Source organism: Aeromonas sp. 25-248 (genome assembly GCF_053005425.1).
On the sequence record NZ_JBRKTB010000001.1, the window covers coordinates 312,502 to 334,517 of the forward strand.

17 protein-coding genes are annotated in these 22,016 nt (G+C 64.3%); 7 read left to right on the forward strand and 10 right to left on the reverse strand.

Features of this window, described 5'->3' with window-relative positions:
* Nucleotides 1-70: 70 nt before the first annotated feature.
* Nucleotides 71-3,199 carry an efflux RND transporter permease subunit gene (locus ACVDHI_RS01525; RefSeq protein ID WP_447211602.1) on the forward strand — a complete coding sequence of 1,043 codons (3,129 nt, stop codon included), beginning with the start codon at nucleotides 71-73 and terminating at the stop codon, nucleotides 3,197-3,199.
* A 44-nt stretch (nucleotides 3,200-3,243) separates the two neighbouring features.
* Nucleotides 3,244-3,621, forward strand: coding sequence for a copper-binding protein (locus ACVDHI_RS01530; protein ID WP_447211603.1), 378 nt, complete (start codon nucleotides 3,244-3,246; stop codon nucleotides 3,619-3,621).
* Between the two features lie 73 nt (nucleotides 3,622-3,694).
* Here the strand turns inward: ACVDHI_RS01530 and ACVDHI_RS01535 are convergent, their stop codons facing one another.
* Together ACVDHI_RS01535 and ACVDHI_RS01540 are read right to left on the reverse strand one after the other, a co-directional pair.
* Nucleotides 3,695-5,389, reverse strand: coding sequence for a pyridoxal phosphate-dependent decarboxylase family protein (locus ACVDHI_RS01535; protein WP_301481925.1), 1,695 nt, complete (start codon nucleotides 5,387-5,389; stop codon nucleotides 3,695-3,697).
* A gap of 176 nt (nucleotides 5,390-5,565) precedes the next feature.
* Complete coding sequence (locus ACVDHI_RS01540) at nucleotides 5,566-6,579, reverse strand: lipoate--protein ligase (protein WP_447211604.1); 1,014 nt, start codon at nucleotides 6,577-6,579, stop codon at nucleotides 5,566-5,568.
* Nucleotides 6,580-7,047: 468 nt separating this feature from the next.
* Between ACVDHI_RS01540 and ACVDHI_RS01545 the strand changes: the two genes are divergently transcribed.
* The gene (locus ACVDHI_RS01545) at nucleotides 7,048-9,435 is read left to right on the forward strand and encodes a diguanylate cyclase domain-containing protein (RefSeq protein ID WP_447211693.1); all 2,388 of its coding nucleotides are present in this window, start codon (nucleotides 7,048-7,050) and stop codon (nucleotides 9,433-9,435) included.
* 33 nt (nucleotides 9,436-9,468) lie between these two features.
* Here ACVDHI_RS01545 and ACVDHI_RS01550 read toward each other — a convergent pair whose 3' ends face one another.
* From ACVDHI_RS01550 to ACVDHI_RS01570, 5 genes are read right to left on the reverse strand one after another with little or no spacing between them, the layout of a single operon-like run.
* A complete protein-coding gene (locus ACVDHI_RS01550) occupies nucleotides 9,469-12,627 on the reverse strand; it encodes an efflux RND transporter permease subunit (RefSeq protein WP_447211605.1) in 3,159 nt (1,052 codons plus the stop codon).
* A complete protein-coding gene (locus tag ACVDHI_RS01555) occupies nucleotides 12,620-13,639 on the reverse strand; it encodes an efflux RND transporter periplasmic adaptor subunit (RefSeq protein ID WP_043154738.1) in 1,020 nt (339 codons plus the stop codon). The genes ACVDHI_RS01550 and ACVDHI_RS01555 overlap by 8 nt, the downstream gene beginning before the upstream one ends.
* Nucleotides 13,640-13,678: 39 nt before the next feature.
* Nucleotides 13,679-14,125 (reverse strand): DUF6691 family protein, encoded by a 447-nt coding sequence (locus ACVDHI_RS01560; RefSeq protein ID WP_447211606.1) that lies wholly within the window; start codon nucleotides 14,123-14,125, stop codon nucleotides 13,679-13,681.
* Between the two features lie 13 nt (nucleotides 14,126-14,138).
* Nucleotides 14,139-14,552 (reverse strand): YeeE/YedE family protein, encoded by a 414-nt coding sequence (locus tag ACVDHI_RS01565; protein ID WP_042881673.1) that lies wholly within the window; start codon nucleotides 14,550-14,552, stop codon nucleotides 14,139-14,141.
* A complete protein-coding gene (locus ACVDHI_RS01570) occupies nucleotides 14,549-14,863 on the reverse strand; it encodes an ArsR/SmtB family transcription factor (protein ID WP_041214807.1) in 315 nt (104 codons plus the stop codon). Before ACVDHI_RS01570 ends, ACVDHI_RS01565 begins: the two co-directional genes overlap by 4 nt.
* A gap of 87 nt (nucleotides 14,864-14,950) precedes the next feature.
* Between ACVDHI_RS01570 and ACVDHI_RS01575 the strand changes: the two genes are divergently transcribed.
* From ACVDHI_RS01575 to ACVDHI_RS01590, 4 genes are all read left to right on the forward strand, one after another.
* Nucleotides 14,951-15,136 (forward strand): YgaP family membrane protein, encoded by a 186-nt coding sequence (locus tag ACVDHI_RS01575; RefSeq protein WP_039039226.1) that lies wholly within the window; start codon nucleotides 14,951-14,953, stop codon nucleotides 15,134-15,136.
* Between the two features lie 52 nt (nucleotides 15,137-15,188).
* Nucleotides 15,189-16,460 (forward strand): NAD(P)/FAD-dependent oxidoreductase, encoded by a 1,272-nt coding sequence (locus tag ACVDHI_RS01580; protein ID WP_039039227.1) that lies wholly within the window; start codon nucleotides 15,189-15,191, stop codon nucleotides 16,458-16,460.
* Between the two features lie 371 nt (nucleotides 16,461-16,831).
* Nucleotides 16,832-17,209, forward strand: a complete 378-nt coding sequence (locus ACVDHI_RS01585) for a hypothetical protein (RefSeq protein WP_039039228.1) — start codon at nucleotides 16,832-16,834, stop codon at nucleotides 17,207-17,209.
* Nucleotides 17,210-17,391: 182 nt separating this feature from the next.
* Nucleotides 17,392-18,120, forward strand: a complete 729-nt coding sequence (locus ACVDHI_RS01590; RefSeq protein WP_203764636.1) for an MgtC/SapB family protein — start codon at nucleotides 17,392-17,394, stop codon at nucleotides 18,118-18,120.
* A gap of 78 nt (nucleotides 18,121-18,198) precedes the next feature.
* Here ACVDHI_RS01590 and ACVDHI_RS01595 read toward each other — a convergent pair whose 3' ends face one another.
* From ACVDHI_RS01595 to ACVDHI_RS01605, 3 genes are read right to left on the reverse strand one after another with little or no spacing between them, the layout of a single operon-like run.
* Nucleotides 18,199-19,209, reverse strand: a complete 1,011-nt coding sequence (locus tag ACVDHI_RS01595; protein WP_041213247.1) for a substrate-binding domain-containing protein — start codon at nucleotides 19,207-19,209, stop codon at nucleotides 18,199-18,201.
* A 27-nt stretch (nucleotides 19,210-19,236) separates the two neighbouring features.
* Complete coding sequence (locus ACVDHI_RS01600) at nucleotides 19,237-20,652, reverse strand: glycoside hydrolase family 32 protein (RefSeq protein WP_447211607.1); 1,416 nt, start codon at nucleotides 20,650-20,652, stop codon at nucleotides 19,237-19,239.
* Nucleotides 20,652-22,016: a sucrose-specific PTS transporter subunit IIBC gene (locus ACVDHI_RS01605; RefSeq protein WP_447211608.1), complete on the reverse strand. Its 1,365-nt coding sequence runs from the start codon at nucleotides 22,014-22,016 to the stop codon at nucleotides 20,652-20,654. The genes ACVDHI_RS01600 and ACVDHI_RS01605 overlap by 1 nt, the downstream gene beginning before the upstream one ends.

Here is a 22,016-nt window from a genome sequence, read left to right on the forward strand (position 1 = left end):
CTGCCATCATTCGCTGCCTGACAGGCAACCGCTCTCCGCTCTCTGTACTTGGTGAGAAAGGAGTTCAATCATGATCCCGTCGATTATTCGCTGGTCCATCGGCAACCGCTTTCTGGTGCTGCTGTTGACCCTCATGCTCACCGCCTGGGGGCTCTGGTCGGTCAAACAGACCCCGGTGGACGCCCTGCCGGATCTCTCCGACGTGCAGGTGATCATCAAGACGGCCTACCCGGGCCAGGCACCGCAGGTGGTGGAGGATCAGGTGACCTACCCGCTTACCACCGCCATGCTGGCGGTGCCGGGGGCCACCACGGTGCGCGGCTACTCCTTCTTCGGCGACTCCTTCGTCTATGTACTGTTTGACGACGACACCGACCTCTACTGGGCCCGCGCCCGGGTGCTGGAGTATTTGAGCCAGGTTGCCCCCAACCTGCCCGCCTCTGCCCGCCCCCAGCTCGGCCCCGATGCCACCGGGGTGGGCTGGGTCTACCAGTACGCGCTGGTGGACAGAACCGGCAAGCATGATCTCAGCGAGCTCACCTCCCTGCAGAACTGGTTCCTCAAGTACGAGTTACAGACGGTGGACGGGGTCTCCGAAGTCGCCACCGTGGGCGGCATGGTTCGCCAGTATCAGGTGCGGGTCGACCCGGACAAGCTGCGCGCCTACGGCATCCCGCTCTCCCTTATCGAGACCGCCATCAAGCAGGGCAATCAGGAGACCGGTGCCTCCGTCATCGAGATGGCGGAAGCGGAGTACATGGTGCGCTCCAACGGCTATCTGAAAAGCGTGGAGGACTTAAAACAGATTCCCCTCGGTACCACTGTGCGCGGCGCCCCGCTGCTGTTGGGTGACGTGGCGGATGTAGTCACCGGCCCCCAGAGCCGGCGCGGTCTGGCCGAGCTCAACGGCGAAGGGGAAGTTGTGGGCGGCATTATCGTCATGCGCTATGGCGAGAATGCCCAGCACACCATCGACGGGGTCAAGGCGCGGCTGGCGGAGCTGAAAAGCAGCCTGCCAGAGGGGGTGGAGGTGGTCACCGTCTACGATCGATCCGACCTTATCCAGCGCGCCATCGACAACCTCTCCGGCAAGCTGGTCGAGGAGTTCGCGGTGGTGGTGCTGGTATGCCTCGCCTTCCTGTTCCACCTGCGCTCATCCCTGGTGGTGGTCATCTCCTTGCCCATCGCCATCCTGACCGCCTTTATCGTGATGCACCTGCAGGGGATCAACGCCAACATCATGTCGCTCGGCGGCATCGCCATCGCCATCGGCGCCATGGTGGATGGCGCCATCGTGATGATCGAGAACGTCCACAAACATATGGAGCGCACCGAGCTTAACGAGAAGAACCGCTGGCAAGTGATCGTCGAAGCGAGCATCGAAGTCGGCCCCGCCATCTTCTTCTCCCTGCTGATCATCACCATCAGCTTCCTGCCGGTGTTCGCGCTGGAGGCTCAGGAGGGGCGAATGTTCCACCCCCTCGCCTATACCAAGACCTACGCCATGGCGGCGGCGGCCGGGCTCGCCATCACCCTGGTGCCGGTGATCATGGGCTACTTCATCCGTGGCAAGGTGCTGGCGGAGCAGGCCAACCCGCTCAACCGCTGGCTGAGCCAGGGCTATGTGCCGCTGCTGAAAGCCGTCCTGGCCCGCCCGAAAACCACCCTGGCCATCGCCGCCGTGGTGACGGTGGCGGGCTTCTGGCCGCTCAAGTACCTGGGTTCCGAGTTTATTCCGCCGCTCGATGAGGGGGACATCATGTACATGCCCACCACCGCGGCCAATATCTCGGTGGGCAAGGCGCGAGAGATTTTACAGCAGACCGACAAGCTCATTCGCACCGTGCCCGAGGTGCAGAACGTGTTTGGCAAGGCGGGGCGCGCCGAATCGGCCACCGACCCCGCCGACCTGGTGATGATGGAGACCAGCATCCAGCTCAAGCCACGCGACCAATGGCGCCCCGGCATGACCCCGGAAAAGCTCAAAGAAGAGCTCGACTCCCTCATCCGCTTCCCCGGTCTCACCAACGCCTGGGTGCCCCCCATCAAGACCCGCATCGACATGCTGGCCACCGGCATCAAGACCCCGGTGGGCATCAAGATTGCGGGGCTCGATCTCAAGGTGATCCAGCAGCTCGGCCAGCAGCTGGAACAGATCGTCGGCAAGGTGGAGGGCGCCTCATCGGTCTACGCCGAGCGGGTGGCCGGTGGCCGCTATGTGAAGGTGGACATCGACCGACTGAAAGCGGCCCGCTACGGCCTCAATATCGCCGACGTGCAGGCGGTGCTCGCCACAGCAGTGGGCGGCATGGAGGTGGGCCAGACCATCGAGGGGCGCGAGCGCTACCCCATCAACCTGCGCTACCCCCAGAGCTATCGCGATTCGGTGGCGAGCCTGGAGCTGCTGCCGCTGGTGACCCCGAGCGGTGCGCGCATCGCGCTGGCGGACGTGGCGCGGGTCTACATCAGCGACGAGGCCCCCATGCTGCGCAGTGAAAATGCGCGCCTCAACGGCTGGGTCTACGTGGACATCCGCGGCCGCGACATCGGCTCTTTCGTGGCACAGGCCAAGGCCGAGGTGGACAAGCAGCTGATGCTGCCGGCGGGCTACGCCCTCACCTGGTCCGGTCAGTTCGAATACATGGAGCGGGCCAAGGCGCGCCTCGCCTACGTGGTGCCGCTCACCATCGCCATTATCGTGCTGCTGCTCTATCTGGCATTTCGCCGCTTCCAGGAGGTGCTGCTCATTCTCACCACCTTGCCGCTGGCGGTGGTGGGCGGGATCTGGACCCTCTGGCTGCTCGACTTCAACCTCTCGGTGGCGGTCGGGGTGGGCTTTATCGCCCTGGCGGGGGTGGCGGTGGAGACCGGCGTCCTGATGCTGGTCTACCTCAACCACGCCTGGGATGACCTCGTGGCCAGCGGCAAGCCGGACCAGGCGGGCCTGCACCGGGCGGTGATCCACGGCGCCGCCCTGCGCCTGCGCCCCAAGATGATGACGGTGGTGACCATCATCGCAGGCCTTCTGCCCATCATGTGGAGCCACGGCACCGGCTCCGAGGTGATGCAGCGCATCGCCGCCCCCATGATTGGCGGCATGGTGAGCGCGCTGGTGCTGACCCTGCTGGTGCTGCCCGCCGCCTACTACCTGTGGCGCAGCCGAAGCCTTGGCAAGGCCGACCCCCGGCAAGCCGACTGACCCGACTTCACCACCGACTTTGAATAAACGACGAGGAAAAGATCATGAATTACAAGACGTTGACCCTGACATTGCTGCTCGGCCTTGCCACCCACACCAGCCTGCAGGCCGAGGAGATGATGAACCACCAGGGGCACGACATGGCGCAAATGGAGGGGATGAACCATGAGGGCCACGACATGGCCGCCATGCAAACCGAGCAGACCCTGACCAAGGGGGTCATCACCCGCATCGACGCGGCCAACGGCAAGGTGGGCATCAGGCACGAGGCGATCACCAACCTCAAGATGCCCCCCATGACCATGGTCTTTCGGGTAGCCGATCCGGCCCTGCTCAAGGATCTGAAGGTGGGGGATGCGGTGCGCTTTCACGCCGAGAACCCGGCCGGCAAGCTCACCGTGACCGCCATCCAGAAACGGTAACCACTGCCTTGAGCCATAAAAACGGCGGGATTATCCCGCCGTTTTTATTTATGACATCACAAGATGCGGCTTTTCAGCCACGAATATGCGCGATAAAGGCGTCGATCTGTTCGCGGGTGCAGGCGGGGTTCATAAAGACCGCCTTCTCCCCGGCGATATAGGAGTACTTGCCGCGCTCGTCGTATTCCGAGTGCGCCACCGCCTCCACCCAGTTGGTGTAGAGCCCTACCTTGCCGCGTCCCTTGAACAGGCTGCGGTGGTAGTCGGTGTTGCGCTGCAGGCGCGCCTTGTAGGCGGGATCGCTGGAGCGGGCCAGCTCGAAGGCGAATTCGGCTTCCGGGTCCTGCACCCACTCGGGGTTGTAGATCTTGAAGCCGACACTGGGCCCCTGGTTCTCCTGGGCCACCAGCTTGACGTTGCCGAGCTGGCTTAACCGGAAGCGGAAGTAGTTGGCGTTTTGCAGGCAGTGGGCCAGCACGGTGCGATACCCCTCCACCCCCAGGTAGTTGAGGGCCGCATAGGCACCGAACAGGCCGCTCGCCCCGCGGGAGCACTCGATGGTGGATTGCAGGTGGGTCTGACCCTGGATGTCCCGCTCAAAGTAGGAGAAGTTCTCCGGATCGTTCTCCATCGCCTTGAGATCGCTCTGCTCTTTTATCATCACCAGGCTGGAGGTGTAGGGCACATAGCCCCACTTCTGGAAGTCCACGGTGAAGGAGTCGGCGTATCTGAGCTCGGCGAAGCGGCTCACGTTGCGCTCGATCCCCGCGAGCGTCGCGGCGTTGATGGCGAGCGGGTTGGCAGCAAAGTCGTAATCCAGGAAGAAGATCATCGACCAGCCGATGGCGGCGTCGACGTGGATGTGGGGCCTGACCGCCACCTCGAAGCGCTCGCAGAGGCGATCCCGCAGCTCGACCACGGGTTTGACCCTATCCACCCCGAAGGTGTCGGTGGTGCCCATGGTGAGCATGATGGTGGGCACCACGTGATGAAGGGCGAAGCAGGCGGTCAGGGTACGCTCGAGGTGGTCGAGATCGATGTCGTTGTTCTCGCCGACCTGGATGCGGATGGTCTTGTTCTCGATGTCCACCCCGAGCAGGGAGAGGTTGGTGATGTTGGAGTAGTGGCCGCCCTGGGAGTTGATGATGCGGTAGTCCTGATAATGACCGAGCCCCTTGTGCTTGGCCTCCGGCAGGCTCTTGCGGATGCCGAGCAGGTAGCCGTAGAGGTTACAAAACGTCCCCCCCTGGGTGAAGATGCCGGTGGCGCGAGCTGGGTCATAACCCGCCAGCAGCGCTATCTGGCGCACCACTTTCTTCTCCAGCTCCTCGGCCACCCCGGCGTATTCGGAGTAGACCAGGTTGGGATTGGCCAGAATGCCCATCTGGGCGCCATAGATGGCGGGATCCGCCGACATGGTGATGACGTTCTCGACGCTGGAGGGGTTCTCCCAATCCTTTGACAGGGCGCCGGCAAACAGCAGCTCCGCCATGGGCTCCCCCGGCGTGCGCATGGTGGCTGGCACCGGCATGGTCTCGCAGAGATCCGCGAGACGGGCGCGGCCATCTGGCCAGGCATTGAGGCGCGCGTCCGGCGCCAGTCCGCGGGCGCGAAACTCGTTGAGGGTGGCAAAGCCGGGCTCGCGAAACACCGGCCAGAGGTCGGGGTTGCGTGAGAAAAAGTGGGCTTTGACGGTGGCAAAACGGCGGGCGAATTCGGGGGAGACGGCGTTGACGCCCTCATCTTTCAGATAGACCAAGTGATTCATTTTTATACCATTGATACTGCTGAGGTGCGGTTTTTATACTCCAGTGACACCTCTATCAACAGAGACAATAACTAATGGTCTGCCCTACTTTTTGTCATGTTGGCGCCCTGATGGGCGCCGCGCCCCCTCTCCCCTCTTTTCCCCTGTTCATCTTGTGATCCTGGTCATGGGCAAGGTCAGCGCAGGGCGGTCAGCAGCCATGCCGAAAACCCTTCCAGCTCGGAGTTGGCCGAAAACGTCGCCCGCCACTGACGCAGCAACGCGGCGATGGCCTCGGGACGATAGGCCACCCCGAGCAGGCGTGCGGCCAGGTCATCCAGAGGCGCAGGATCCAGGGTGTCGCTGAAGATCTGTGCCCTTCCTATCACCCCCTTCTCCACGTCGAAATGAAGCTCGACCCCGCCCCAGGGGAAGCGCTCCTCCAGCAGGTGGCTGAAGGCGGGAGCATGGCCGAAGTTCCACTCCCAGCTGCGTTGGCGGGCAAAAGTCTCGGCAAAGCCGGGCAGGTCGGGCATCCGCTCGGGGGAGATGTGCTCGGGCTGCACCACCTCACCGTGATGGGCAAAGAAGGCGTCGCACAGGGCCTGCACCACCTGCTCATGATCCAGACCAGGCAGCAGCTCGCCAAGGTTCGCCACCCGGCTTCTCACCGAGCTGATGCCTTTGGCCGCCAGCTTCTTGGGGTCGGGATTGAGGTAGTGGGCGAGGCGGCCGAGATCGGCATCCAGCAGCAGGGTACCGTGGTGAAAGCCGCGATCATGGGTCTCCCGGTAGGCCGAACCCGACACCTTGCGATCCCCGTCCGAGGTCGCCACCAGCAGGTCGTTGCGCCCGGAGGCAAAAGCGCTCACGCCGAGTCTGGCGAGGGCATCGATGACGATGGTGGTGGAGACGCTCTTGTCATAACCGGGCTTGCCCGCCATGAAGGTGAAACAGCTGTTGCCAAGGTCGTGGAACACGGCGCCGCCCCCGCTGCTGCGCCGGGCCAGGGTCACCCCGTCCTCTTCCATGCGGCGGGTGTTGCACTCCTTCCAGGGGTTCTGGGCCCGGCCTATCACCACCGTATTGTCGTTGCGCCACAGGAACAGCACCCGCTGGGCCGGGTCCATCTGGCGAAAAATGCACTCCTCCACCGCGAGGTTGAACAGGGAATCGTGGGAGTCGGAGAGCAGCAGGCGCAAGGAAGACATGACAGGACCTTCTCGGAAAACAGGAAACGGATGACTACCATACCACCCTGAACGGAGGAAGGCGTCCCCCGACCGCCACAGGTCGACACCCGATCGGGGAAAGAGCATCAACTTCTGATACGACAGGAGAAGACAAGAGGGAGTCGCCGAAAACACGCAGTTTATCATTAACAGGCGAGAAGAGAGGCGGCAGCCACCCCTCCTGGAATAACACCTTATGCCCTTGTCACCGGGCCGGTGACGGGTTGACAAGGTTTCAAAATGAGCCGTGACGCCCATTGACGTGATGAATGACACAAAAATGACTTTTACTGCCTCCCGCGCCCCATCTTATTGGGGCCTGCTCCCCTTGCGAATGGCAGGAAATTGTTTGACTCTAGCCAGAAGAGCACCTCCCGAGAGAACAGCGGTATGACGGAGTCCGATGCATCTCGCCAGCCTGTACGCTGGCTTCTGCCCTTCTGGGTGATGATTGCCACCCTGACCACGGCTCCCCTCAGGGCGGATGAGCGCGTCATCCTGCAACTTCCCTGGCAGCACCAGTTCCAGTTTGCCGGTTACTACGCCGCCATCGCCAAGGGGTTCTACCAGGAGGCCGGCCTGCAGGTCACCCTGCGGGAGGCGGGGCCGGGCACCGACGTCATCAATGAAGTCACCACGGGTCGCGCCCAGTTTGGCATCCGCGGCAGCGATCTGCTGCTGGCCCGGGCAGCAGGCCGCCCAGTGGTGGTGCTCGCCGCCATGTTGCAGCACTCCCCCCTGATGCTCATCACCCTGGAGCGGCCGGATATCCAGACCCCGGGCGATCTGGCCAACAAGCGGCTGATGCTCGAACCCGGCTCCAACGAGCTGCTCACCTACCTGCATCGCTACACCCGCAGCCGGCAGTGGGATACCCTGCCCTACGAGCGGGGGGTACAGGCACTGCTGAGGGGCCAGGCGGACGTCATCAGCGCCTACAGCACAACCGAGCCCTTCACCTTGCAGCAACAGGGCATTCCCTTCCGGGTGTTCAGTCCCCGCGACATCGGGTACGACTTCTACGGAGACAACCTCTTCACCTCGGAAAATGAGGTCTTCAACCAGCAGGAACGGGTCCAGCGCTTCTTGCAGGCCAGCCTCAAGGGGTGGCGCTATGCCATGGATCATCCCGAGGAGATGATCAACCTGATCCTGGAGCACTACCCCAGCGGGGCCGGGCGCGAGGCGCTCGCCTTCGAGGCCCGTGAAACCCGGGCCCTGATGCAGCCCGACATCATCGAGCCCGGCTACATGCAGCAGGATCGCTGGCAGCAGATCGCCCGCACCTACCAGGAGGCCGGGATGATCAAGGCGGTGCCCAACCTCACCCCCTTCCTCTACAACAGTACCCAGGCGAGCCTTCGCCAGCAGCGCCAACTGCTCGACAGGAGCGTGGCCATCGCCATGCTGATCTCCTTCTCCCTGCTGGCCCTGCTCGGCGTCTTCCTGCACCTCTATCTGCGTCTGCGGGAAGAGGCCAGTGACCGACAGCGGCTCACCCGGGAACTGGCCCAGCGCGAGCAGCACTACCGTTTCGTGGCGGAGAACAGCGGCGACGTGATCTGGACCATGGACACCGACAGCCTGCGTTTTCGTTACATCAGCCCCGCCATCGCGTCCCTGAGCGGCTATGAGCCCGCCGAACTCTTTGCCCTCTCCCTGCGCCAGCTGCTCCCCGATGAGTCCTGGAAACAGCTTCGCGACGGCATCACCGCCTCCCTCGAGGCCTGGCAACGGGGGGATCATGGGCAGACCCGGTGCGTCATCCACTCCCAGCTGCGCCACAAGCAGGGTCATCTGGTGGCCATCGAGACGGTCACTACCTTGCATGGCAGCGCCAGCACAAGACCGGACGCCATTTTGGGGGTGACCCGGGATGTCACCGAACGTTCGGCCCGGGAGGAGATGATGCGCCGCCTCGCCTTCTATGACCCCCTCACCGGCCTAGCCAACCGCCGCCTGCTGCAACAGCGGCTAAAGGAGACCCTGGAGCAGGCTCCCCAGCAGCCCCTGGCCCTGGTCTTCATCGATCTCGACCACTTCAAGCCCATCAATGACACCTTCGGCCACGAAACCGGCGACCTGCTGCTCAAGCTGGTGGCCGAGCGCATGGGGGAGTGCGTCAGGGAAGAAGATCTGGTGGCACGCCTTGGGGGGGACGAATTCGTCATCATGCTGCCCGATACGGATGCCTCGGCCCTCGCGGTCGCCGACAAGCTGCACCACTGCCTGCATCACCCCTTCCAGCTTGAGCAGCAGGCGCTGCGCATCTCCGGCAGCATAGGGGTCGCCCTCTATCCGGATCACGGTACCGACCCCAAGACCCTGATGCACCACGCCGATCAGGCCATGTATCAAGCCAAGCACCATGGCCGGGGCAGGGTCTGCCTGTTTTCCACCGGACAGGATCCCCTCCCCGGCACCCTGCAATGGCAGCCCACCCACGCATGCGGCCACCCCCGCATCGATGCGGACCACCGCCAGCTCTACCTGCTGGCCAACCGCTTGCTCGAGCACATGCAGGATCCCGGCATCCATCCGGATGCCTTGCTGGCAGACATGGCGCAGATATTCGAGATGGCGCGCCAGCACTTCCTCCTCGAAGAGCAAGTCCTCGCGCAATATGGCTATGAGGAGCTGGCGGCCCATCGCCAGGAGCACCAGCATCTGCTGAAAAAAGCCGGTCAGCTGATGGCGGCCGCACAGGCGGGCACCCTTGGCAACGATGCCCTGCTCAACTTCATCATTCAGGAGCTGGTCGTGGGTCACATGAGCCAGGCGGATCGCCGTTATTTCCCCCTGATGAAAACCTGCGATGCCCGCGAGGCGGTGTGATGCCAGAAAACAGGGGGCACGTGCCCCCTGTGTTTACCTCTGACTTCGGCGAACAAGCAGGCTGTAGTAGAGCAGCGGGATCACCATCAGGGTGAGCAGGGTGGAAACCAGGATCCCGAAGATCAGGCTGATGGCGAGGCCATTGAAGATGGGGTCATCTAGGATGAAAAGCGCCCCTATCATGGCCGCCAGCGCCGTCAGCATGATGGGTTTGGCTCGCACCTGCGCCGCCTCGATCACCGCCTGCTCGAACGCCATGCCACTCGCTCGCTGCTGCTCGATGAAATCCACCAGCAGGATGCTGTTGCGCACGATGATCCCGGCCAGGGCGATCATCCCGATCATCGAGGTGGCGGTGAACTGGGCCCCCAGCAGGGCGTGACCCGGCATCACCCCGATGAGGGTGAGCGGAATGGGGGCCATGATGATGAGCGGCACCAGATAGGAGCGGAACTGGGCCACCACCAGCAGGTAGATGAGGATCATCCCCACCCCGTAGGCCAGCCCCATGTCGCGGAAGGTCTCGTAGGTGATTTTCCACTCCCCGTCCCACAACAGCGCCACCTCCCCCAGCTTGTCGGGCTGATGCACGTAATACTGTGGCAGCGAGATGTCGGCACCGGCGGCAAACATGCCGTAGAGCGGGCTGTCGGCATGGCCCCCCATGTCAGCCACCACCATCACCATGGGCTGCATGTTCTTGTGCATGAGGTAGCTGGGGGCCACCTCGTCACGACGGCTCACCAGCTCGGAGACCCGCACCAGCTGGCCGCTCTGGCTGCGCACCTTGAGGGCCATGATGCCGGTCAGATCCCGCTTGTCACCGGGGGCGAGCTCGATGCGGATCGGCACCGGATACTTGGCGCCTTGCCCCTGCAGCCAGCTCGCATCCTGATAGCCCACGCCCCCGTTGAGGGTCGCCACCAGATCCCCAAGATCGACCCCGAGCAGGGCCGCCTGGGCGCGATCCACCACCAGCCGCCACTTGGGCTGGGGGTCGGTCAGATAGATGTCCACGTCCACCAGATCCGCCGTGGCCACAAAGCGGGCCTGTACGGCGCGGGCAGCAGCTTCACGGGCGGCCTGCGTCGGGCCATACACTTCCGCGACAATGGGCGACCAGACAGGCGGTCCCGGGGGCACCTCCACCACCTTGAGATTGCCACCTGCCGCACTGGCGATGGCCTGCAAGGGCACACGCACCGACCGGGCAATCTCGTGACTGCTGCGATCCCGTTCATGCTTGTCCACCAGATTGACCTGGATGTCCCCCACGTTGGCGCCGCTGCGGATGAAGTAGTGGCGCACCAGCCCGTTGAAGTTGATGGGGGCGGCGGTGCCGGCGTAGATCTGGTAATCCTTCACCTCGGGCACCCTGGCGAGCTCCCGACCCACCGCCAGCAGGGTGCGCTCGGTCTGCTCCAGGGTCGCCCCCTCCGGCATGTCGAGCACCAGCTGGAATTCCGACTTGTTGTCGAAGGGGAGCATCTTGAGCACTACCCACTGCACCATGGGCATGGCGGCGGCAGCCCCAACCAGCAGCAACACCACCAGCCAGAGCTTGCGTCTGGCGCGCTTGGCGCCATCACCGATCAGGAAAGGAGTCATCAGCCGGTGAAAGAGACCAGCCTTGGCCTCGCCGTGGGCACCGTGCGCCTCCCCCTTGAGCAAATGGCTCGCCAGCCAAGGGGAGAAGATAAAGGCCACCAGCAGGGAGATGAGCATCCCCATACTGGCATTGATGGGGATGGGGCTCATGTAGGGGCCCATCAGGCCGCTGACGAAGGCCATGGGCAGCAGGGCCGCGATGACGGTCAGGGTCGCCAGTATGGTCGGCCCCCCCACCTCGTCCACCGCGCCCGGAATGAGATCCTTGAGCGACCCCTTGCCCAGGCCGCAATGGCGGTGGATGTTCTCCACCACGACGATGGCGTCATCCACCAGGATGCCGATGGAGAAGATAAGGGCAAAGAGGGACACCCGGTTGAGGGTAAAGCCCCATGCCCAGGAGGCGAACAGGGTCAGCGCCAGGGTGATGACGATGGCGACCCCCACCACCAGCGCCTCGCGCCACCCCATGCTCACCAGCACCAGCAATACCACCGCCGTGGTGGCAAAGATGAGCTTGCCGATGAGGGTGTTGGATTTGGTCTCGGCGGTGACGCCGTAGTCACGGGTCACCGTCACCTCGACGCCAGCCGGGATGAGCCGGTTCCTGAGGCTCTCCACCCGTGCCTCCACCCGCTTGGCCACCTCCACCGCGTTCTGCCCCGGCTGCTTGCCGATGGCCAGGGTCACCGCCGGGTAGCTGGCTTGCCCCTGCCCCATCCAGCTGCGCTGGACTGGGGTCTCTTCCCCAAGCGCCACCCGGGCCACCTCACCGAGGTAGACGGGCTTGCCGTCGTGCAACCCCACCACCAGCTCGCGGGCCTCCTGCTCGCTTTGCAGGAACTGCCCCACCTGCACCTTGATTTCCCGGTTATCCTGCACCACGGCCTGCTCGCTGCCCACCCGGTTGGCGGCCGCAAGTCGCTGGCTCAGCTCGCCCCAGCTGATGCCATGGGCGCTGAGGGCCGCCGGATCCGGCATCACCCGCAGCACGGCGCTCTGGCTGCCCAGCGTGTAGATATCGCGGGTACCGGGAATGCGCTTGAGTTCGGTCTCCAGCTCGTGGGCGACCCAGGTCAGATCGGAGGCCCCCAGCTGCTTGCTCCAGAGGGTCAGACTGACGATGGGAACATCATCGATCCCCCGGGGTTTTACCAGTGGCTGACCGACTCCGATCCCCTGTGGCAACCAGTCGCGGTTGGAGTCGAGCTGGTTGTTGAGATCCACGATGGCCTGCTCCCGGCTCACGCCTACCTTGAACACCACCACCAGCAGGGCGCCATCGGGTTGGGAGAAGGAGTAGAGGGTATCTATCCCCTTTATCTGGGAGACCACCTGCTCGGCAGGGGTGGTGACGAGGGACTCCACCTCTGCCGGGCTGGCTCCCGGGAAGGGAATGTAGACGTCGGCGAAGGTGACATCGATCTGGGGCTCCTCCTCCTTGGGGGTCACCAGCACGGCAAAAAAGCCGAGCAAGAGCCCCACCAGCGCCAGCAGCGGGGTGATGGCCGAGCCCTGAAACAGGGCCGCCAGCCGACCCGCCGGCCCCAGGTGGCCATGGTTGCCGTTCAGCTCGCTACTCATGGGACACCTCCTGTTGACGGGTCCAGGCATCGGGGGCCAGGGTGTCACCGCCCTTGAGACCCGCCAAGACCTCGCACAGCCCAGCCTCGCAGTGGCCGACCCGCACCGGGGTCAGGGCCCAGCCCTCCCCCTCTTTGAGGTAGACGCCGTTGAACTCCCCCTGCCGCAGCAGGGCGGGCTCCGGCACTTGCAACACCTGACGCTCACCCTGTTTGAGCTGCACCTTGAGCCACATGCCGGGCAGCACCCCTGCCGTGTTCGGCGGCAGATCGAGGCGCAGCCGGAAACTGTGGCTCTGGCTGTCGGCGTAGTTGAAGCGGGTCAGCTTGACGGGAGTCACTGCCTTGCCACCAGGCAGCAGCACCTGCACATCCGACGGCTGGCCGGCGAGAGCCAGCGCGGACTGGGGCAGCTCCAGCTCCACCCTCAGCTCGCCCAGGGAGAAACCGGATAGCAGCGGCGTACCGGGGGCCACCGTCTCCCCCAGCTCCACCAGCCGCCTGGTCACCACCCCGGCGTAGGGGGCGAGGATACGGGTATAGCCGTAGGCTTCCCGGGCCTGGATGAGGGCGGCCTCGGCGGCATTGACCTCGGCGCGGGCGGCCCGATCCGTTGCCTGGGCGTTGTCGAGCTGGGCCCGGGTGATCACCCCCTTGGCGATGAGGGCCTGATAACGGGTGAGCTGGCGCTCGGCCTCCACCTGCTGGGCCTGGGCCCTGGCCACCCGCGCCTCGGCGCCGGTCACGGCGGCAGACTGCTCCTTGCCGCTTATCTCGAGCAGGGGCTGCCCGGCCTGTACCTCGTCGTTCACATCCACCAGCATGCGGGAGACCCGGCCACTGGTCTGGGCCGCGACCGTCCCCTGATGAATGGCGCTCACGGTACCGCTCAGGGTGAGCCAGTCGGTGACGCGCTGCGGGGTCAGCGTCAGCGACCCCTTGGCCTCCTCGGCCGCCACCAGGGTGGATGTCATGACCAGCAGGGTGGTCACCAGCAACCGGATTGTGTTCATCATGATTCTCCTTCCCTGGCTCATTGGCACCTTGAAAACTCAGGCAATACGGTGCTGGCGAGCCTTCTCCAGCACCCTGTTCCAGACCTTGTCCACCAGCAGGATCCCGGCCGCCATGGCCCCGATGAACAACAATATCATGGGCTGTCCGCTGGAAATGAGACTCAATGCGGACCCTGGACAGATGCCGACCAGGCCCCAACCGATCCCGAACAGTGCGGCCCCGCCAATCAGGCGGCGATCCAGCACAGGAGCGGGAACCCAGGCCATGGGCTCCCCCAGCAGGCTCAGACGACGGGGTTTCACCAGCAGGAAGTAGCCCGGCATGAAGACAGCCAGGGCCCCTCCCATCACGAAGGCCAGGCTGGGATCCCAGGCACCGGCCAGATCGAGAAACCCGGTGACCCGCGCCGGATCCATCATCCCGGAGAGGGCCATCCCCAGCCCGAACAACAGACCCGCAAACAGACTTGTCAGCAATTTCATGGCAATCAACCCGTCAAAACATGTGGTGAGTAAAGAACACGGTCGCCACGCCCATCCCCATAAAGGTGAGCGTCGCCACCACGGAGCGCGTCGACAGCCGCCCCATGCCGCAGATGCCGTGACCGCTGGTGCAGCCATTGCCAAGACGGGTGCCGATGCCCACCAGCAGGCCGGCCAGCAGCACCACGGGCCAGCCGGGCAAGGCATCAAAGGCGGGCATGGTGGCCCAACCCAGGGTCAGCGCCAGCCAGGCCCCCAGTCCCAATCCCAGCAGAAACAGCACCCGCCAGGGGGTTTTGTACTGCATTGCACCGGCCAGAATGCCGCTGATCCCGGCCACCCGGCCGTTGAACAACATCAGGATCAGGGCCGAGAGCCCCGCCAGCATGCCGCCCCCCAACGAGAGCAGCCATTGGCTTTCCATCATCGAATTTCCTCATCTGAGTGACAAAAATGGGTTTGCAGCGCCGCCAGCACATCGGCCGCCGCCTCGCTCACCAGGGAGTAGTAGATCTGCTGGGAGACTTTGCGCGAGCGGACAAGGCCCTGGCGCTTCAATACCGACAGTTGCTGGGAGAAGGCCGACTGCCCGAGCTGGCTGTGGGCCAGCAGCTCCCCGACCCCCTTCTCCCCTTCCACCAGCTGGCAGAGCACCATCAGGCGTTCGGGATGAGCCAGCGCCTTGAGCAGGCCGGCGGCGGCAGTCGCATGTCGGTTCATCTCGTCGAAGTGGCTCATAAGATTAAATTAGCAATTGCTGATATTTGTTCTATTGTATAAAACAACGCTAAATTAGCAACAGCTAAACAAAAAAGGAGACGAGAAATGACCGTCGATAACGGAGTCAGAGTGGTCGCGGGTGGCATGTTGCTGCTGTCGCTGCTGCTCACGGCCTGGGTCCACCCGGGCTTTGTCTGGTTGAGCGTCTTTGTCGGGGTCAACCTGATCCAGAGCGCGTTCACCGGGTTCTGTCCCGCCGCCGCCGTGCTCAGGCGAATGGGGCTCAAATAGGCAGGCGGACATATTGGCTCACAGGAGCCGTGTAATAGAGCGGAGGCTCATTATGGCAACCATCATCATCATCGGGGCAGGGTTGGGGGGCATGTCGGCCGCCTACGAGCTCAAGGCCGAACTCGGCAAGCAGCACGACGTCATCCTGGTGAACGACAAACCCGACTTTGAATTCAACCCTTCGAACCCGTGGATTGCGGTCCGGTGGCGAGAGCGCAAAGATATCTCCCTCCCCATAGAGCCTCATGTGAAGAAGAAGGGGATCCGCTTCATCCACGCCGCCCTGACCGGGTTGCAACCCCTCGAACAGCAGATCCGCCTCTCCGATGGCCAGCACCTGCACTACGACTTTCTGGTGCTCTGCACCGGCCCCGCACTCGCCTTTGAAGAGGTGCAGGGAGCAGGCCCGACGGCGGGCGGCACCGCCAGCGTCTGCACCCTCTCCCACGCAGAGGAGTGCCTGCACAGTGTCAACGGGCTGCTCGACGAACCGGGTCCGGTGATCGTCGGTGCCATGCCCGGCGCCTCCTGCTTTGGCCCGGCCTACGAATACGCCTTCATCCTCGATCGCCACCTGCGCGACAAGAAGGTGAGAAAGGACGTGCCCATGACCTTCGTCACCAGCGAACCCTACATCGGTCACCTCGGCCTCAACGGCGTGGGGGATTCCAAGGGCATGCTGGAGAGCGAGCTGCGCATGCGCGACATGCAATGGATCTGCAATGCCCGCACCGTGGCGGCCAGGGATGGGGTGATGACGGTGGAGGAGCTGGATGAAGATGGCAACGTCAAGCGCACCCACAGCCTCCCCTACAAGCATGCCATGATGCTGCCCGCCTTCGCCGGCATCAGCCCCCTGCGGGGCCTCGAGGGGCTGGTCAATCCCCGCGGGTTCGTCATCGTCGACGAACACCAGCGCAACCCTGTCTTCCCGCAGATTTACGCCGCCGGGGTCTGCATCGCCATCCCGCCCCAGCACAAGACGCCGGTCCCGACCGGGGTGCCCAAGACCGGCTACATGATCGAGGCCATGGTGCGCACCTTAAGCCACAACATCAAGGCAGAGCTGGACGGCCAGCCCCCGGTCACCCGGGCGGTGTGGAATGCCATCTGTCTGGCGGACATGGGGGACACAGGGGCCGCCTTCGTGGCCATGCCGCAGATCCCGCCGCGCAACGTCGCCTGGTTCAAGAAAGGGAAGTGGGTCCACCTGGCCAAGATAGCGTTCGAGAAGTATTTCCTGCACAAGATGCAGGTGGGCGACACCGAACCCATCTATGAAAAACTGATGCTCAAATACCTGGGCATCGACAAGACCCGGTAACCCCCCAAGGGCCCGCCGGTGAAGGGAAGAGGGCTCCCTTCACCGGCGCTTTCATCTCTTTTTTATTATGTTTCAATATGTTGCTATCAAGGGCTCGGGGTTTACCCAGGCCGCCGTATCGGCTACCATGTCGCCTCTTTATCACTAGCGGAGACCATCGGTGGGCAACTCATCAAGTGACAGACGCACGCCGGCCCTTGTCGTCGGCACCCTGGTCGCGAGCTAGCCGCAGGTTATTCTCTGCCGCGACTCGCCACCCTGCGAGAAGTGGATCCCTCTTTTCCCCGCTTTTCACACTTGACGTCAGGTGACGCGGACTCATCCCCCGACACCTTGCCTGCATAGTTTCTGCTTCCCAAAAGGAGGCTGCTATGCGCTTGATTTCAAACAACCCTGTCGCTGACAAATCCCCTTCCCTGCTGAGCAGACTGGGACGGGGCCTGCGACCACTCTGGCAACGTGGCAGACGGCGTCAGCACCTCTATCGGCTGCACATCCGCTGCGAAGACAGAGCCGACATGGAGCAGGTGCTGGCGGCGGTGAGCCACACCCTGCAACCGGCCGGACTCAGTCCCCTGCAGTCCATGCAGCCCGGGCGCGGTGAAGGCCGCGTGCTGGTGTTGAGCCTCTACTGCACGCCGCCCCAGCGCCGCTATCTGGTGCAGTTCATCCACCAGGTCGGGGCTGTTCACCCGGTACGCTGGGAACTGCGCCCCCGCGCCGGGGACGACGCCACCACCAGCCATTGACCCTCGAACGAGGCGAGGTCCTTCCCGGGCAACCGTGAAGGGCCTGTACCCTGTTCTGCGCCATCCCGCCCCGTCAGGAGGCGGGTCGCGCCCTTGCATTCACCACGATGTCGACCTTGCCCCCCGTCTCTCACGCAACCCGGGGGCGAAAGCTGGTCGGCATCCCCAGAAGGAGACCCTTCATGAGAATGTGGCAACAACTCGATTTTCTCGCCCTGCTCGACACCCTGGCCAGCCTGCTGCTCGCCTTCGTGCTGGGCAGCCTGGTCGGCCTGGAGCGCCAGTACCGCCAGCGCACCGCCGGCCTTCGCACCAACGTGCTGGTCGCCGTGGGGGCGGCCCTGTTCGTCAACCTGGCCCAGCGCATCTATGACCTGCATGGCGGCAGTTACGGGGTCGTCCACGTGGTGGCCTACATCGTCTCCGGCATCGGTTTTCTCGGCGCTGGCGTCATCATGCGCGAGTCCGGCAACATCCGGGGCATCAACACAGCGGCCACCCTGTGGGGCGTGGCCGCGGTCGGGGCCGCCTGCGGCGCCGGGTTCGCCCTGGAGGCCATCCTCGGCGCCCTCTTCGTGCTGGCCGCCAACACCCTGCTGCGCCCCCTGGTCAACCAGATAAACCGTGACCCGGTGGACAACATGGACACCGAAGTGACCTATCACGTGACCGCTCTCATCGGCCGCGCTCACCAGAAGGAGGTACTGCCCTGGCTCGAGCAGATGCTGGAGCAGGCCCACTACCCCCTGAGCGAGCTCGACATCACCCCCTTCGGCGATCAGGATCTCGAGATCTCGGCGGCGCTGCTCGCCACTGCCATCGATGGCACCAGGCTCGATGCCCTGATGAACACGCTCGGGGAGCACCCTCACATCAAGCAGATCTTCTGGCGAGCCAGCATTACCGATTGACGCCCTCATACCAGCCGCAGCACAAAAAGCCCCGCCGGAATCGGCGGGGCTTTTTCACAGGAAAGGGAAGCCGTGTGCCTAGCGGCGGCTGCGCCAGCGCACCCTGGGGTTGATGACCTGGGCGGTCTGGGCAGGGGGATTGCCCGCGATGAGTTGCTGCATCATCTCGAAGGCGGCCCGGGCCAGAGCCGGGCAATCCTGGGCCACAGAATCGATGCGCATGGGGATGCAGTCGAGCAGATCGTGATCGTCGAAGGTACACAGGCGCATGCCGGTCTCCATCAGTTCCGCCTCGTTGAGGTAGCGCAGCACCCCCTCCAGCAGGGTGAAAGAGGCGGTAAAAAGCCCCTTCGGCGGTGCCCCGAGTTCGTCCACCAGCTCAGACATCAGCTGATAACCCGAGCTCGGCTGGTAGTCACGGTGGCGGACCCGGTCTGAAGTGGCCTCCAGCCCGGCCCGGTGCAATCCGAGCTCGTAACCCGCCAGCCGGTGGCGGCTGGGGGAGAGATCCAGCAGACCGCCGAAGTAGTAGATCTCCTCCCCGCAATCCTCGGCCATATCCTGCACCAGCTCGGCGGTAGCCTTGCAGGCGTCCGAGATCACCATGGGCAGGCGCGACTCACCGATGTGGCGGTCGAGCTGCACCACCGGCAAGCGGTCGTGGATGCGGGCATAGATGTCGTCACTGTGGCCGCTGGAGGCGACGATGAGGCCATCCACCTGGCGGCTGATGAGGTTGTCCACCACCCGCTGCTCCAGGGTGGGGTCATCCTCGGAGCAGGCGATGAGCAGCTGGATCCCCGCCTCCCGACAGCGGGCCTCCAGGGCACGGGCAATGCTGGCGAAGCCGAAGTTGGTGAGGTCGGGGATCACCAGCCCCCAGGTGTAGCTGCGCACCTCCCGCAGGGAGCGGGCGTGGATGCTCGGCTGATAGTGGCACTCGTCCGCCACCGCCTGGATCCGCTTGCGGGTATCGTCGGCGATGCGGTATTCCGCACTCTTGCCGTTGAGCACCAGGCTGGCGGTGGCCTTGGAGACCCCCGCAAGCGTGGCTATCTGGGCAATCGTGATCCGTTTCTTCTTCTCCACCTGACCTCCCGGCACACTGAGACCGGGCTATTGTACTAGGCAGGCCGCCAGCGGCCAGTGATCGAGGCAAATTTTGCTGCCATCACCACCACAACGTGCGGAAAGTACTGGGTTTTCGCCGGGGAAGTAACGGGTCGACAAGCTCTGGCGACCGCCATCCACGAAGCACTCCAGGCTGGAGCGGTCACACAAGACGGTGATCTTGCCCCCAAGCCAGGGGGCGCTTCGCTCCTCCCACTCCCCGCTCTGCCAGTTCTGGCGCCGCAGGACAAGACGCCCCGGCTGCCACACCAGCTCGACCACGGCGCCAAACCAAAGGCTCCCCTCGCCGGTCAGGGCCAGATCCAGCCAGGCCGAGTCGATGGCCAGGCGCGGCAGCTCGCCCGGCGCCCCCTCGAAGCGGGTCTGCTCCCCTTTCAGGGCGCCCAGCTCTGCCACCGGCCGCTGGCAGAGCCACTCATCCTGCCAGAACAGCTCCCGCGGGCAGCTCATCTGGTGGATCCAGCCGTGATCGAGAGTGGGCTGGCTCATCTCGTTCTCCTCCGGCAAGCCCAGCCAGCCGAACAGCAGGCGCCGCCCCTGGCTGTCCTGGGTAGTCTGGGGGGCATAGAACTCGAATCCCCGGTCCAGTTCATGGAAAGCCCCGTGGGCGAAATGCTCGCCGTCGAAGTCACCCGCCAGCCAGCCGCACTGGTAGAGATTGCGATAATCCTCTCCCTGCGGGGCAATCCCCTGCGGGCAGCTGATCAGCACATGGCGATCTCCCAGGGGGAAGAGGTCCGGACACTCCCACATATAGCCAAACTCCCCGAGACCGCCGCGCCCGCTGCCGGCGATGGGGCCCACCAGCGTCCAGGCATCCAGGGTGTCACCGCGATAGAGCAGCACCTCACCCCGATCGTCCAGGGTGCGGGCCCCCAGCACCATCAGCCACTGCCGACCGTCGTGCCACACCTTGGGGTCGCGCACATGGCCGCTGTAGCCTGCGGGCAGGTCCAGCACGGGTCCCAGCTTCTCGAAGCCCCCCGCACCGTCGGCGCGGGCCAGACACTGGTAGGCGGTGCGGTTGCCGTCCGGGTATTTGACGTTGCCGGTGTAGATGAGGGTCAGACGCCCCTGCTCATCGCTCACCGCCGAGCCCGAATAGCAGCCGTGGCTCTCATAGGCCTCGGTAGGCAGCAGCGCCACCGGCTCGTGCTGCCAGTGCAGCAGATCGGTGGAGGTGACGTGCCCCCAGCCCTTGTTGCGGTGCTCGCAACCGAGCGGGTTCCACTGGTAGAAGAGGTGATAGCGCCCGTCGTGCTCGATGAAACCGTTGGGATCGTTGAGCAGCCCCACCGGGGCTGCCAGGTGCCAGCGGGGCCGATGGGGATCGGCCGCCGCCTTGAGCTGTCCGGCCAGCAGGGACCGGACAATCTGGTTGAGGAATTGGGTTTCCTTCATCACTCCACCTTGTACTTGAGCAGGTAGGAGGCGGCGAAAGCGGCGCCAAAGGCGATCACCAGACCGATGACGTAGTGGATGAGGCTCATGGGCTGGACGATGGCCATGCCCGGGATCCCGGTCAGGCCCACCGCCGTCATGCCGACCTTGGCCGCCACCACGTAGGCGCCGCCGCAGGCCCCGCCGAACAGACCGGCCAGGAAGGGCTTGATGTAGCGCAGGTTGACCCCGAAGATCGCCGCCTCGGTGATACCGAGCAGGCAGGACATGGCCGCCGGCACCGTGATGGCCTTGATCTTCACATCCCGGGTCTTGAAGTAGACCGCGAGGCAAGCCCCACCCTGGGCCACGTTGGCCATGGCCCAGATGGGCAGCAGGAAGTTGACGCCGATGGCAGGGTTGGCCAGCAGCCCCGCCTCGATGGCGTGGAAGCTGTGGTGGATACCGGTGATGACGATGAGCGAATAGGTGCCGCCAAACACCAGACCCGCCAGCCAGCCCGCCTGCTCATAGAGGGCGCTCAGACCGAACGAGATGCCATCTCCCAGCACCCGCCCGGCGGGGCCGATGAAGAGCAGCGCCACGAAGCCGGTGATGATGACGGTCAAAAACGGGGTGAGGATGAGATCCAGGGCGTCAGGGATGCGCTTGCGCAGTTGCTTCTCCAGGTGGGACATGAACCAGACTGCCAGGAGCACCGGGAAGACAGTGCCCTGGTAGCCGATCATGGCGACATCCAGGCCGAAGAAGTCCATGGTCTTGAAGCCCCCGGCCACGCCCCAGGCGTTGGTCAGGGCCGGGTGGGTGAGAATGCCGCCGAGCGTCGCCCCCAGATAGGGGTTGCCGCCGAATTCGCGCGCCGCCGTAAAACCGATGAGGATCGGCAGGATGATGAAGGCTGCCGAGCTGAACATGTCGAGCATGACGAACAGGGCGCTGTCGGCGTTGACCCAGCCGTAGGTGCGCACCATGCCGAGCAGCCCCATCAGCAGGCCAGAGGCGACGATGGCCGGAATAATGGGTACGAAGATGTTGGAGAGGGTCCGCGCCAGACGCTGGGCCACGTTGAGCTTGGCCGTCGCCATGTCGGTCAGCTCCGCCTTGCTGGCGGTGCCGGTCCCGGTCAGGGTGACGAACTCCGCATAGACCTTGTTGACCAGGCCGGTGCCGAAAATGACCTGGATCTGGCCGGCGTTGCTGAAGCACCCCTTGACCCCCTCCAGCTTGTCGATGGCGGCCTTGTTCACCTTGCTGTCGTCCGCCAGCACCAACCGCAGCCGGGTGGCGCAGTGGGCGGCGCTGACGATGTTCTCCTTGCCCCCGAGCAGGGGCACCAGACCCTGGGCTATCGCACTGATATTCAT